Origin of the sequence: Streptomyces sp. NBC_00271 (assembly GCF_036178845.1) — a bacterium.
Classification (GTDB): Bacteria; Actinomycetota; Actinomycetes; order Streptomycetales; family Streptomycetaceae; genus Streptomyces.
The window spans coordinates 6628232-6641469 of record NZ_CP108070.1 but is presented as its reverse complement, the minus strand read 5'-3'; the positions used below and the strand labels follow the sequence as shown (position 1 = coordinate 6641469).

The 13238-nt window shown below is 71.2% G+C and carries 11 protein-coding genes; 6 read left to right on the top strand and 5 right to left on the bottom strand.

Annotated features, from left to right (window positions below; genetic code table 11):
* Positions 1-66 precede the first annotated feature (66 nt).
* On the bottom strand, positions 67-738 hold the full coding sequence (locus tag OG798_RS30205; RefSeq protein ID WP_095853297.1) for a response regulator transcription factor: 672 nt from the start codon (positions 736-738) through the stop codon (positions 67-69).
* Positions 739-808: 70 nt separating this feature from the next.
* The gene (locus OG798_RS30200; RefSeq protein ID WP_095853298.1) at positions 809-2014 is read right to left on the bottom strand and encodes a sensor histidine kinase; all 1206 of its coding nucleotides are present in this window, start codon (positions 2012-2014) and stop codon (positions 809-811) included.
* A 142-nt stretch (positions 2015-2156) separates the two neighbouring features.
* Between OG798_RS30200 and OG798_RS30195 the strand changes: the two genes are divergently transcribed.
* Positions 2157-3305: an SAM-dependent methyltransferase gene (locus tag OG798_RS30195; RefSeq protein WP_328757988.1), complete on the top strand. Its 1149-nt coding sequence runs from the start codon at positions 2157-2159 to the stop codon at positions 3303-3305.
* Here the strand turns inward: OG798_RS30195 and OG798_RS30190 are convergent.
* Positions 3270-4421: an NADH-quinone oxidoreductase subunit D gene (locus OG798_RS30190; RefSeq protein ID WP_095853300.1), complete on the bottom strand. Its 1152-nt coding sequence runs from the start codon at positions 4419-4421 to the stop codon at positions 3270-3272. The two genes, OG798_RS30195 and OG798_RS30190, sit on opposite strands and share 36 nt — an antisense overlap.
* Positions 4422-4452: 31 nt before the next feature.
* On the opposite strand from OG798_RS30190, the gene OG798_RS30185 reads away from it, so the two are divergent.
* Positions 4453-4968, top strand: coding sequence for a PH domain-containing protein (locus OG798_RS30185; RefSeq protein ID WP_054237490.1), 516 nt, complete (start codon positions 4453-4455; stop codon positions 4966-4968).
* A complete protein-coding gene (locus OG798_RS30180; RefSeq protein WP_095853301.1) occupies positions 4965-6299 on the top strand; it encodes a PH domain-containing protein in 1335 nt (444 codons plus the stop codon). The genes OG798_RS30185 and OG798_RS30180 overlap by 4 nt, the downstream gene beginning before the upstream one ends.
* Before the next feature lie 61 nt (positions 6300-6360).
* Here the strand turns inward: OG798_RS30180 and OG798_RS30175 are convergent, their stop codons facing one another.
* On the bottom strand, positions 6361-7854 hold the full coding sequence (locus OG798_RS30175) for a hypothetical protein (protein WP_328757987.1): 1494 nt from the start codon (positions 7852-7854) through the stop codon (positions 6361-6363).
* Positions 7855-8111: 257 nt separating this feature from the next.
* Entirely contained in the window at positions 8112-9242 is a 1131-nt protein-coding gene (locus OG798_RS30170) for an alpha/beta hydrolase (RefSeq protein WP_328757986.1), read from the bottom strand.
* A gap of 223 nt (positions 9243-9465) precedes the next feature.
* Between OG798_RS30170 and OG798_RS30165 the strand changes: the two genes are divergently transcribed.
* The 3 genes from OG798_RS30165 (at position 9466) to OG798_RS30155 (ending at position 12955) form a co-directional block, all read left to right on the top strand.
* The gene (locus OG798_RS30165; RefSeq protein WP_095853304.1) at positions 9466-11271 is read left to right on the top strand and encodes a phosphatidylglycerol lysyltransferase domain-containing protein; all 1806 of its coding nucleotides are present in this window, start codon (positions 9466-9468) and stop codon (positions 11269-11271) included.
* Between the two features lie 332 nt (positions 11272-11603).
* Positions 11604-12464, top strand: a complete 861-nt coding sequence (gene folP / locus OG798_RS30160; protein ID WP_328757985.1) for a dihydropteroate synthase — start codon at positions 11604-11606, stop codon at positions 12462-12464.
* Positions 12461-12955, top strand: a complete 495-nt coding sequence (locus tag OG798_RS30155; protein ID WP_097225186.1) for a nuclear transport factor 2 family protein — start codon at positions 12461-12463, stop codon at positions 12953-12955. Before folP ends, OG798_RS30155 begins: the two co-directional genes overlap by 4 nt.
* Positions 12956-13238: the final 283 nt, after the last annotated feature.

Here is a 13238-nt window from a genome sequence, read left to right as displayed (position 1 = left end):
CCCCGGTCACGCACCCACGATCGCCCCGTCGGCCCGTCGGCCCGGATCAGCGGTGCCCGCCCCGGATCAACGCTGCCCGCCCGCCCGTACGAGCCCGGTCTCATAGGCGAGGACCACCACCTGCACCCGGTCCCGCAGCCCCAGCTTGGTCAGGATGCGCCCCACATGCGTCTTCACGGTGGCCTCGGACAGCACGAGACGGGCCGCGATCTCGCCGTTCGACAGACCCTGCGCGACCAGCACCATCACCTCGCGCTCACGGTCGGTGAGCCGCTCCAGCCCCTTGTGCTGGGGCTCCTTGCCGGCGTGGGGCAGCATCGGCGCGAACCGGTCGAGCAGGCGCCGGGTGGTCGAAGGCGCGACCACGGCGTCACCGCTGTGCACGGAGCGGATGGCGGTGAGCAGCTCGCCGGGCGGCACGTCCTTGAGCATGAAGCCGGAGGCGCCCGCCTTCAGCCCGGAGAAGGCGTACTCGTCGAGGTCGAAGGTGGTGAGGATCAGCACCTTCGGAGGGTTGGGGTCCGAGCAGATGCGGCGGGTGGTCTCCACACCGTCCAGCTTCGGCATGCGTACGTCCATCAGCACCACGTCGACCGCGGTCGACCGCAGGACCTGGAGGGCCTCGACGCCGTCGCCCGCCTCGGCCACGACCTCCATGTCCGGCTGGGCATCGAGCACCATCCGGAAGCCGGTGCGCAGCAGCACCTGGTCGTCGACGAGCATCACGCGGATCGCCATCGGGGTCTCTTCCCTCTCCATCAACGGTCAAAAAGCTCTTGGAACTGACCAAAAGGTGTCGTTACAGGTGTCAGTGAGCCGACTTGAGCGGCAGCAGGACGCTGATGCGGAAGCCTCCACCGGGGCGCGGCCCCGCGTCCAGAGTGCCTCCGACCATACCGACGCGCTCGCGCATCCCGATCAGGCCGTGCCCCTGGCCGTCGGCGCCGCCCTCCTCGTACAGCTCGTGGGGCGCGCCCTTGCCGTCGTCCTCGACGAGCAGCCCGAGCCCGTCGTCGAAGTAGACCAGGCGCACGCTCGCGCCCGCGTTCGGGCCACCGTGCTTGCGCGTGTTGGTGAGCGCCTCCTGGACGATGCGGTACGCCGTGAGCTCCACCCCGCTGGGCAGCGGGCGCGGGGTGCCCTCGACCTTGAAGTCGACGGGCAGGCCCGAGGTGCGGCACTGCTCGATGAGGTCGTCGAGCTGCTCGACGTCGGGCTGCGGCACGTACTCACCGCTCTCCTGGTGCTCGCCGGTGCGCAGCACGCCGAGCAGGCGGCGCATCTCGGCGAGGGCCTGGCGACCGGTCCCGGAGATGGTCTCGAGGGCCTTCCTGGCCTGCTCGGGGGCGGCGTCCATGACGTACGCGGCGCCGTCTGCCTGGACCACCATCACCGAGACGTTGTGCGCGACCACGTCGTGCAGTTCGCGGGCGATCCGGGCGCGCTCGGCCGCGACGGCCACCTTGGCCTGCGCCTCGCGCTCCTTCTCCAGGCGGGCGGCGCGCTCCTCCAGCTGGGCGAGGTAGGCGCGGCGGGTGCGGATGGAGTCGCCGAGCACCCAGGCGAGCGCGAACGGAACCGTCTGGAAGATCACTATCAGGACGGCGCCCAGCGGGCCCTCATCCCGCAGGGGCCAGCGGAGCTGCCCGACGGTCGCCGCGCAGAGGCCACCGATCAGCCCGAGGCGCGAAGCCCAGCGGGCACCGTCCGCGGCGACGGTATAGATGATCACCAGCATCGCGAAGTCCGCGGGCGCCGGCGGGACATCCAGGACCACCTGCGCGACACCCGTCACCGCGGCCAGGACCAGCATCTTCTCGGGCATGAGACGGCGCAGCGCGACGACCGCACTCAGTACGACGGCGATCGGGAGCGCCGCGGCGAGCGACCCGCGCTGGTCGGCGGCGCCGTTGACATTGGTCAGGCTCACGCCGGAGATCCCGAGCAGGACGACGGCCCAGAAGCTGTCGACCCACGTCGGGTGCCTGCGGAGAAAGTCATAGAGGCGCTGCACGTAACCCAGCGTAGGGAAGCATGCAGTGTGCAGGGGTCAACCGGAGGGTCGATCCGCAAGGGGCGCTCGTACTCCCCAAGGTGGATGCTCCCCCGCCCGAGACGGCTAGAGCCTCTCGTCCAGGGGGGCCTAGCCTGGTTCGGTGAGTCGTGTGGGGACGGGTGCGTGGCGAGGTTGGCGCGAGGCGACGGAGGAGGCCCTGTACGGGCCCTCCGGCTTCTATCGCGGGCCCGAGGGGCCGGCCGGCCACTTCCGTACGTCGGTGCACGCGTCCTCGCTGTTCGCCGCGGCCGTGGCCCGGCTGCTGTGCCGGGTCGACGAGGCCCTCGGCCGCCCTGCCGAGCTCGCCTTCGTCGACATGGCGGCGGGCCGCGGTGAGCTGGTGACCGGTGTCCTCGCCGCGCTCCCCGCCGAAGTGGCCTCCCGCGCGCGCGGGTACGCCGTCGAACGCGCCGACCGCCCCGCTGTTCTCGATCACCGGATCGAGTGGCTCAGCCGGCCCCCGAAGGGGATCACCGGGCTGCTGTTCGCCAACGAGTGGCTGGACAACGTGCCGGTGGAGGTGGCGGAGGTGGACGCGACGGGCGTACCCCGGGTGGTTCTCGTACGGGACGACGACGGGGCCGAGCGCCTGGGTGAGCCCGTGGGCGGGGCGGAGGCGGAGTGGCTGCGGAGGTGGTGGCCACTGGCCTCCGAAGAGATGCCTTTCCCAGGGGCGCCCTCCGAAGAGATGCCTTCCGATGACGTGCCCTCCCATGGGATGCCCTTCGAGGGGGCCCGCGCCGAGATCGGTCTCCCTAGGGACACCGCTTGGGCCGGTGCGGTCGCCTCCCTGGACCGGGGCCTCGCCGTCGCCGTCGACTACGCGCACTTCGCCGCCGCGCGACCGCCTTTCGGGACACTCACCGGCTTCCGCGAGGGCAGGGAGACGGCGCCCGTGCCGGACGGTTCGTGCGACATCACGGCGCATGTGGCGCTGGACGCGTGCGCGCTGCCCGGAGGGCGCGTGGTGACCCAGCGGGCGGCTCTGCGCGCGCTCGGCGTGAGCGGCGCCCGGCCGGCGCTCTCACTCGCCGCCACGGACCCCACCGCCTACGTACGCGCTCTGGCGGGCGCGGGGGAAGCCGCCGAGCTCACCGCGGCCGGCGGCCTGGGCGACTTCGGCTGGCTGCTCCAGCCGGTGGGAATTCCGAACCCAACGATCGACGGCCTCCTCGCCGACGATCCACCAGCCGATGATCCACCGGCCGACGGCCTACTTGTCGATGTCCCCGACCACGAAGAACAGTGACCCCAGGATCGCCACCATGTCCGCGACCAGCGTCCCGGGCAGCAGCTCCACCAGCGCTTGGATGTTGTTGAACGAGGCCGAGCGCAGCTTCAGCCGGTACGGGGTCTTCTCGCCCTTGCTGACCAGGTAGTAGCCGTTGATCCCGAGGGGGTTCTCGGTCCAGGCGTAGGTGTGTCCCTCGGGCGCCTTCAGGACCTTCGGGAGGCGCTGGTTGATCGGCCCGGGCGGAAGGTCCGCGAGTCGGTCGAGACAGGCGTCCGCGAGGTCGAGCGCGTTGTGGGTCTGCCCCAGGAGGCACTCGAAGCGGGCCAGGCAGTCGCCCTCCTGGCGGGTGACGACCTTCAGGGTGTCCTGGAGCTCCCCGTAGGCGAGGTACGGCTCGTCCCGGCGCAGGTCGAAGTCGACGCCCGAAGCGCGCGCGATCGGCCCGCTCACTCCGTAGGCGTGCACGGTCTCCGGCGTGAGAGCGCCCACACCCCGCGTACGCCCCCGGAAGATCTCGTTGCCGAGTACCAGGTCGTCGTACACGCCCATCCGCGAGCGCAGGGCCGTGACGGCGCCCCGCGCGCGGGTGGTCCAGCCGGCCGGGAGGTCCTCCTTGAGACCGCCGACGCGGTTGAACATGTAGTGCATGCGCCCGCCGGAGATCTCCTCCATGACGTGCTGGAGTTCCTCGCGCTCCGTGAAGGCGTAGAAGATCGGGGTGATCCCGCCCAGCTCCAGGGGGTACGAGCCCAGGAACATCAAGTGGTTCAGGACCCGGTTGAGCTCCGCGAGGAGGGTCCGCATCCACACCGCGCGCTCGGGGACCTCCATGCCGAGCATCCGCTCCACGGCGAGGACCACGCCCAGCTCGTTCGAGAAGGCGGAGAGCCAGTCGTGGCGGTTGGCGAGCATGATGATCTGGCGGTAGTCGCGCGCCTCGAAGAGCTTCTCCGCGCCGCGGTGCATATAGCCGATCACCGGCTCCGCGTGCTGGATCCGCTCACCGTCCAGGACCAGCTTCAGCCGCAGCACCCCGTGCGTGGACGGGTGCTGGGGTCCGATGTTGAGCACCATGTCGGTGCTCTCCGCGGCGCCGCCGATACCGACCATCGTCTCCGTCGTAGGAGTCATGGGGACAGTCTGTCGTACGTACCCTTGCGGCATGGATACGGGGAGCGCGGAGACCGCGGGAAACACCGTGGGAAGCACGGCGGCGGAGCCGGTCTGGACCGGGCTGCCGCCGGGACTGCTGCGGATGCGCCGGCTGCTGCTGGTGGTGTGGCTGGGACTGCTGACGATCGTCCTGGGGGTGCTTCTCGCGGTCTTCGCGGGCGCCGTCTGGGCGGCCTTCGCGCTGCTGCCGTTCGCCCTGCTGGTGTGGGGCTGGGGGATGCTGGGGCGCAACTGGCGCTCCTGGCGGTACGCCGAGCGCGCGGACGACCTGCTGATCAGCCGGGGTGTGCTGTTCCGCGAGGAGACCGTGGTGCCGTACGGGCGGATGCAGCTGGTCGAGGTGACCTCCGGGCCCGTGGAGCGGCACTTCGGGCTGGCGAGCGTGCAGCTGCACACGGCGGCCGCCGCGACGGACGCGTGCATCCCGGGCCTGGACCCGACCGAGGCCGAGCGGCTGCGCGACCGGCTGACCGAGCTGGGCGAAGCCCGATCGGCGGGGCTGTGAACGCGCCGGCGCCCGGCGCGGAGGACGCCATACGGGAGCAGAAGCCGCTGGTGGAGCGGCGGCTGCACCCCGTGACACCGTTCCGGCGCGCCTGGGCGCCGGTCGCCGTGATCGCCGGTTGGGCCGTGCACGACCCCAACCAGGCACAGGAGCAGCTGACCAGGCTGACGACGACCGCGCTGCTCATCGGGCTCGCCGTCATCGTCCCGGCGGCCGCCCTCTACGGCTTTCTGAGCTGGTGGTTCACGCACTTCGCGGTGACCGAGACCGAACTGCGCATCCGTACCGGCCTGTTGTTCCGGCGCACCGCGCACATCCGACTCGACCGGCTGCAGGCCGTCGACGTCACCCAGCCGCTGCTGGCCCGTGTCGCGGGCGTCACCAAGCTCAAACTCGACGTCATAGGAACGGACAAGAAGGACGAACTTGCCTATCTCGGCGAGGACGAGGCCCGCGCCCTGCGCGCCGAACTCCTCGCCCGCGCCGCCGGTTTCGCCCCCGAGACGGCTCACGAGGTCGGCGAGGCGCCGGTACGGCAGCTGCTGCACGTGCCGGCGGGCTTCCTCGCCGTCTCCCTCGTCCTCACCGGCGCCACCTGGGGTTCCCTGGCCGCCGCGCTCGTCGTGCCCCCGTTCCTGTGGTTCGCCACCCACAGCGTGTGGACGGTCCTCGCCACCGGGGTGCCGCTGCTCGGCGCCGCGGGCGCGAGCAGCGTGGGGCGGTTCGTCGGCGAGTACGACTGGACGGTGGGCGAGTCGCCGGACGGGCTCCGCATCGACCACGGCCTCCTGGACCGTACGCACGAGACGGTGCCGCCCGGACGCGTGCAGACCGTACGGATCGTCGAACCGCTGCTGTGGCGGCGACGCGGCTGGGTACGGGTGGAACTCGACGTGGCGGGGTCCTCGAACTCCGTCCTCGTGCCCGTCGCTCCGCGCGAGGCCGCCGAGTCGGTGATCGCGAGGGTGCTGCCCGGGGTGACGGTGCCGTCCGCCCTGTCCCGGCCGCCGCGCCGGGCCTGGTGGTGCGTGCCGCTGTGGTGGCGGGGGTACGGGCTCGCCGTCACCGACACCGTCTTCGCGGCGCGTCACGGACTGCTGCGCCGCCGCCTGTCGCTCGTGCCGCATGCGAAGGTGCAGAGCGTACGGCTGACGCAGGGGCCCTGGGAGCGCTTCAGGGGCGTCGCCGACGTCCATGTGGACACGGGGGCCAACCACACGGTGACGGCGCGGCTGCGGGACGCCGCGGAGGCCGCGGAGCTTCTTCAGGCGCAGGCCGACCGGTCACGGACGGGGCGGCGCGAGGCCCGGCCGGACCGCTGGATGGCGTGAGACGACCAGAGGGCAGTGGCCCGAGCCACTGCCCTCTCGTCGTGAGCCACGTACAGACGCCTCAGGAAGCCGCGGTCCGCAGCTCCGTCAGGTCGATGTGCTCGGTCTCGTCGTGCGCGGTCAGGTCGATGACCTGGCCGACACCGCGTGACCCCTCGCCGACGGGCTTGAAACCGGACTCGGCCTCGGCCTTGTGCAGGGCGAGCGCCTCCTGTCCGACCACGTCCGCGAGGTCCTCGTTCTGCATGGCGTCCATGGCGGCCGAGGACGCCCCCTTCTGCGTACCGAAGAAGTCGAACCCGCCCTCGACCGAGGGGCGCCGCACGGGCGCGGCCGGGGCGACGGCCACCGCGGTCGGCACGGTGAAGTGCCCGGAGGCACGGGCGGGCTTCGTCGGCTTCACGGGGTGGGCCGCCGGGGCGGTCGGCTCCGCCGGGGCGGACACCGCGCGTGCGGCGGGGACGGGCAGCGCCGCCGTCTTGGCGTCGGTCAGGGGGCGGTTGCCCTTCGGAGGACCGTCCGTCGGGGGTTCCCCTTTGTCGGACTCTCCTTTGGCGGGCTCGCGCTCGTCGGAACCGGAGGCGGCGGCATCCGCATCCGCATCGGACTCGGACTCGGAATCCGAGGCGGTCTCGGTTTCGACCGCGACTTCGGAATCGGCTTCGGTGTCGACTTCGGCTTCGGCTTCGGCGACGGGCTTCGCATCGTCGTCCGGATCAGTGTCCGGGTCGATGTCCGGATCGGCGTCCGCGTCGGAGACGTCGGTCGCCGCGTCGCCGTGCGTGATCCGGCTCAGCGCGGCGTCGGCGCGCAGGAAGAGCGACGACCCGGCCGGGGAGAAGACCTGGGGAGACTCGGGCGCGTCCGTCGGCTCCTCGGCGGCGTTCTCCGCCTCTACGGTGGTCACGTCTTCGGCGGTGGGACCGTCCGCGGCGCCCTCGCCCGCGTCCTCGCCCGTGCCTTCGCCCGCGCCCTCGTTCATGTCCTCGTCCGTGACAGCCACGCCCTCGGGAGCCTCCGGCTCCGCCGAGTCCACGGCGTCCACAGATTCCGCGGACTCCACGGTCTCCGTCGCGGCGGTCAGCGCGCGAGCGGGGGCCACCGTCTCTATCTCGAGCAGCCGGCGACCCTCCAGGGCACTCGCCCGCTCGGTCTCCGCCGTGGCGTACCGCCGAAGCAGCGCCGCGTGTTCGTTGCGCAGGCCCGCCAGCTCCGCCCGCTTCGCGCGCAGCTTGTGCTCGAGCTTGGTGCGCAGCTCGCGCGACTCGTCGAGGTCGGTCTCGAGCTCGGCGACGCGCTCCTCGTGACGCCACTCGTCACTCGCCCGCGCGCGCGTGAGGTCCGCGACGCGCTTGCCCGCCGCCGTGTCCCAGCGGCGCATGACGATGCCGCCCACGACGGCGGTCACCGCGGCGGCCGCGGCCAAGGCGCGGAGCACCGTTGGTTCCGTGAACAGCCAGGGCCCCACGGCGCAGACGAGCGAGACGCCTGCGATCGCCGAAGGAGGCAGCAGCCGGTGCAGAGGTGGGGAATGGCGGTGACGTCCACGTGGCATGGCCAGAAACTTACCGCGCGTAGGCGAATCTTGGAGCCCAGCCCGGTAAAAACACGGCTACCCCAGGGGCTTCACACCGCCTCAGCCGCCTATAAGGGCAACTCCTTGTCCCACAAGGGCTCCCGCTTGCCCCGCAAAGCGGCTACTTGTTGATCAATTCCCTTGAGTTCGCGTGATTCGAGAGATTCGAGGGACTCCATGAATTCCAGGAGGCTCGGCGCGGATCACGAGGGCCGTCACCTATTCGGGGACGACGGTCAGCGGTCGCTCAGCCGCCCGCTGAGCCACTGAAGCGTCGGCGGGATCTCCCGCCGCCACGTGTTGAAGTTGTGGCCGCCGCTGTCGAGGATGATCGACGCGATCCGGGTGCGGTGCTTGGACTGCACGAGGCTGATGAACTTGAGGGTCTCCTTGTAGTTGTGCTCGCCCACCTTGCTGCTGGTGACCAGCAGCGATGTGTCGGGGGCGGGCTTGTGCTGTATGAACCAGCGCAGGTCCGCGCTGTTGCGCAGCTCCTTGTTCCCGTGGAAGAGGTCGCCCGTCGTGGGGTCGATCGGCGCCTTGTAGTACGGCGACAGTCCCGCTGCGGCGGCGTACGCCTCGGGGTGATGCAGGGCCAGCTTCAGCGCGCAGTAGCCGCCCGTGGAGTCACCGACGATGCCCCAGCTTCCGGGCTTTTTGCCCACCCTGTAGTGAGCCGACACGGCATCGGGGAGGTCCTTGGCGAAGAACTTCTCGGTCTGCGGACCACCCGGGATGTCCACGCACTCCGTGTCCCGCGGCGGCGCGACCGTCGGCCTCATCATGACGAGGATCATCGGCTGCATCTGCCCGTTCTTGGACAACTCGTGAGCCGTCTGCGGATAGTGCAGGCCCTTGATGAGCGCCGCGGCGGTGCCCGGGTAGCCGGTGAGGATCGTGACCGCCGGGAAAGTGCGGGTGCGGTAGCGCGACTGGAAGTACTCGGGGGGAAGGTAGACGTACGCGGGCGTGGCGATGTGCGTCGTACGGCCGACGATGTCGACCTTCTGGATCTGGCCGCCGATCGTCGGCCGGGTCCCGCCCGACACGCTCACCGGCTGGGTGCCGACCACTTGGAGAGGCCCGCCGGCGGGGCCGCCTTGGCCGCCGTGGTACATGACGACGCCCTGGCCGCTCTCCTGACCGAAGAGGTCCGCCCAGCTCGCGTAGAACCCGAACGCCTGGTTGGCGAACAGGCCGATCGAAGCGAAGACCGCCACCTGGGTGACCAGAAGCAGCCCGATCCGTCCGCTGACGGCCCGCCAGTTGCGCCGCGCCAGCCGCGGCCACCACCACACCGTGCCGACGAACAGCAGCACGGCGAACAGAATCGCCAGCACCAGCACCTTGTTGCTCGTGAGACCCATGAGCTGTCCTGCCTGCGCTTTCCGCCCCTGGCCGCCGTGCTGCTTCGCGAGGCCTTGCCCTGGACTTTCCTTGCCTTTTGAACCGGCTTTCCGCTGGGGAGTGAACCTGACTCCCCAAGACACCGTCCTAGAGGGCGCAATGTCGCCGGATGCCGGAATGGCGCCGGATTCAAGGTCTCTCGCAGAACTACGGGATGCGATGTCTGTCAGGATAGATGGGGAAATGTCGAGCGAGGTTCCAGACCGCACGGGCAGGACGCGACGCATACTCCGTGGTCCGCGCCCAGATGCCGTTCCCGCCCTCGTCGCCAGGGCCTGCACACTCGTAGGGGTCCTGGACATCGCCGCGGGGGTCTTCCCGCGCTTCCGGCGCAGCCGTATGCACGCCATGGCCGAGGTGCTGCCCGGCTCGTTCGGCCCCTTCGCCGCCGCGCTGTCGCTCAGCGCGGGCGTACTCCTGCTGCTGCTCGCTCATGGGCTGCGGCGCCGCAAGCGCCGAGCGTGGCGGGCCGCCGTGGTCCTGCTGCCGGCGGGTGCCGTCGCCCAGTTCGCGTATCGCCATTCGATCATCGGCGTCGTCATCTCCCTCGCGCTGCTCGCGCCGCTGCTGCGCCACCGGAGCGAGTTCGCCGCCCTGCCCGATCCGCGCAGCCGCTGGCGCGCGCTCGCCAACTTCGTCCTGATGGGCGCCGGTTCCCTCCTCCTCGGACTGGTCATCGTCAGCGCCCACCAGAACCGGATGGTCGGCGACCCGAGCCTGGCCGACCGCATCACGCACGTCCTGTACGGCCTGGTCGGCTTCGAAGGCCCCGTCGACTACGCCGGACCCACGTCCTGGACGGTCGCCTTCTCGCTCGGCGCGCTCGGCTGGCTGACCGCCGTCACCACGATCTACCTGGCCTTCCGGCCCGAACACCCCGCCGCCCGCCTCACGGAGGACGACGAGACCCGGCTGCGAGCCCTGCTGGACAAGCACGGCGGCCGTGACTCGCTCGGCCACTTCGCGCTCCGCCGCGACAAGGCCGTCGTCTTCTCCCCCAGCGGCAAGGCGGCCGTCACCTACCGCGTCGTCTCCGGCGTGATGCTCGCCAGCGGCGACCCCATCGGCGACGTCGAGGCCTGGCCCGGCGCGATCGAACGCTTCATGGACGAGGCCAAGGCCCACTCCTGGACCCCCGCCGTCATGGGCTGCTCGGAAACGGGCGGCGAGGTGTGGACCCGCGAGACCGGTCTCGACGCCCTCGAACTGGGCGACGAGGCGGTGGTGGACGTCGCGGATTTCTCCCTGTCCGGACGCGCGATGCGCAACGTGCGTCAAATGGTGAAGCGCATCGAACGGGCTGGCTACGAGACCCGGGTGCGGCGCATCCGTGACCTCAGCGAGGGCGAGCTGGAGCGGATACGCCGGGCGGCGGAGGCCTGGCGCGGCACGGACACCGAGCGCGGCTTCTCCATGGCGCTCGGCCGCATCGGCGACCCGTCCGACGGCGACTGCCTGATCGCCACCGCCCACAAGGCGGACGACGCGCTCGGCCCGTACGGCGATCTGAAGGCCGTCCTGCACTTCGTCCCCTGGGGCACGGACGGTGTCTCCCTCGACCTCATGCGCCGCGACCGCTCGGCCGACCCCGGCATGAACGAGCTCCTCATCGTGGCGGCGCTCGAGGCGTCCCCGCGTCTGGACATCAACCGGATCTCGCTCAACTTCGCGATGTTCCGCTCGGCGCTCGCACGCGGCGAGAAGATCGGCGCGGGGCCGGTGCTGCGGGCCTGGCGTGGCCTGCTCGTCTTCCTCTCGCGCTGGTTCCAGATCGAGTCCCTGTACAAGTTCAACGCGAAGTTCCGCCCCCGCTGGGAGCCCCGCTTCGTCGTCTACCGCTCCTCCCGCGACCTCCCGCGCATCGGCATCGCCGCCATGCAGGCCGAGGGCTTCGTGAACCTGGCCCTCCCGAGCCTGCTGCGCCGCCGCACACCGGCTCCGCGCCCGTGCGCCCACGCCGTGGCGGAACGCGGGGTCAGGGCGGCGTAGTCCCCCTGAACAGGCCCGAGCGAGGGCCCCTCCCCCAGCCCTGGGGACCCTCGCTCGTGCCGCGGCCTCTCCTGGGGCCCGATATCAACACTCCCGCCCTTTTCGAGGCACTATTCACCTGCCCGAGGCCCTGCCCCGAGGGCATCCCTCACCCGCCCGAGACCCCACCCCAAGGGCACTCCTCACCCGACCGAGACCCCACCCCGACGGGGCTGCTTGGCCGACCGAGTCGGGTGGGTGGGCGGGAAACAGGCCGCGAAGCGGCCAAAAGACCCCCGCCGGAGCGAACCCGCAGACGATTCGGCCCCCCGCCGGAGGCCTAGGCTGGACGTATGAACTCCGAGCGCCGCCGCGGCCACGTCGCGGGACTGCCGACCTGGGACCGCTGCGCGGTCATGGGGGTCGTCAACGTGACCCCCGATTCCTTCTCCGACGGCGGCCGCTGGTTCGACACGACGGCCGCCGTCAAACACGGCCTCCACCTGGTCACCGAGGGCGCCGACCTGGTGGACGTCGGCGGCGAGTCAACCCGCCCCGGCGCGACCCGCGTCGACGAGGCGGAAGAGCTCAAGCGCGTCATCCCGGTCGTCCGCGGCCTCGCCTCCGAGGGCGTCACCGTCTCCGTCGACACCATGCGCGCATCCGTCGCCGAGCAATCGCTCGCCGCGGGCGCCGCCCTCGTCAACGACGTGAGCGGCGGTCTCGCCGACCCCGCGATGATCCCCGCCGTCGCCGCGGCCGGCGCACCCTTCGTGGTCATGCACTGGCGCGGCTTCCTCGAGGGCGGCAACGTGAGGGGAACGTACGCGGACGTCGTCTCCGAAGTCGTCGACGAGCTGCACGCACGTGTGGAGGCCGTTCTGGCGGGCGGCATCGCCCCCGACCGCGTCGTCATCGACCCGGGCCTCGGCTTCTCCAAGGACTCCGAGCACGACCTGTCGCTGCTCGCCCACCTCGACCGGCTGAGCGAACTCGGCCACCCCCTGCTCGTCGCCGCCTCCCGCAAGCGGTTCCTGGGCCGCGTACTGGCGGGCCCTGAGGGCGCCCCGCCGCCGGCCCGCGAGCGGGACGCCGCCACCGCCGCCGTCTCCGCGCTCGCCGCCCACCAGGGTGCCTGGGCGGTCCGGGTCCACGAGGTACGGGCCACCTCCGACGCCGTACGAGTCGCCCGGGCCGTAGAGGGAGCCCAGTGAGCGCACCCCGCACCGACATCGAGCAGGTCGAACGCGCCAACACCGCCTTCTACGAGGCACTCGAGCGGGGTGACTTCGAAGAACTGTCGTCACTGTGGCTGGCTCCCCTGGACACCTCCGACGACGACATCGAGGGCGACGGCCCGGTGGTCTCCTGCGTCCACCCCGGCTGGCCGGTCCTCAACGGCCGTGGCGAGGTCCTGCGCTCGTACGCGCTGATCATGGCGAACACGGAGTACATCCAGTTCTTCCTCACGGACGTGCATGTCTCCCTCACGGGCGACACCGCGCTGGTGACCTGCACCGAGAACATCCTCAGCGGCGGCCCCGCCCCCGAGGACAGCGACGAGCTCGGCCCGCTCGTCGGCCAGCTGGTCGTCGCCACGAACGTGTTCCGCCGCACGGCCGACGGCTGGAAACTCTGGTCGCACCACGCCTCACCCGTACTCGCCGAATCGGGCGAGGAGGAGGACGAGGACACCCCCGGCTGAGGACGAGAACACCCCGCTGAGCCCCTGGACACCCCCGGTCGGGTGGGCGGGCGGTCCACGGGGACCAAGGAGTGGTTGGAATCACGAACCGCTGGGTAGGGGCGGCTACCAACCCGTGAGCCGCCGTGTTCCCCAGAGGAAACGCCCGATGAAGCCTCGGACCATCATGTGGGCGCGTGTCCCCGTGGGTGAGCGCTGTCAGTGCCCGCAGGTAGATTCGTTTGAGGCCGGTGCGCCGACCGCACTCGGTGGACATCGGCCGCTACCGACGATTGCAGGAGTG

What these genes read in the sequence shown, in the direction of transcription:
- OG798_RS30205 (WP_095853297.1), bottom strand. Translation starts at nt 738, where the DNA reads ATGGCGATCCGCGTGATGCTCGTCGACGACCAGGTGCTGCTGCGCACC.
- OG798_RS30190 (WP_095853300.1), bottom strand. Translation starts at nt 4,421, where the DNA reads ATGACTCCTACGACGGAGACGATGGTCGGTATCGGCGGCGCCGCGGAG.
- OG798_RS30185 (WP_054237490.1), top strand. Translation starts at nt 4,453, where the DNA reads ATGGATACGGGGAGCGCGGAGACCGCGGGAAACACCGTGGGAAGCACG.
- OG798_RS30175 (WP_328757987.1), bottom strand. Translation starts at nt 7,854, where the DNA reads ATGCCACGTGGACGTCACCGCCATTCCCCACCTCTGCACCGGCTGCTG.
- OG798_RS30170 (WP_328757986.1), bottom strand. Translation starts at nt 9,242, where the DNA reads ATGGGTCTCACGAGCAACAAGGTGCTGGTGCTGGCGATTCTGTTCGCC.
- OG798_RS30165 (WP_095853304.1), top strand. Translation starts at nt 9,466, where the DNA reads ATGTCGAGCGAGGTTCCAGACCGCACGGGCAGGACGCGACGCATACTC.
- folP (WP_328757985.1), top strand. Translation starts at nt 11,604, where the DNA reads ATGAACTCCGAGCGCCGCCGCGGCCACGTCGCGGGACTGCCGACCTGG.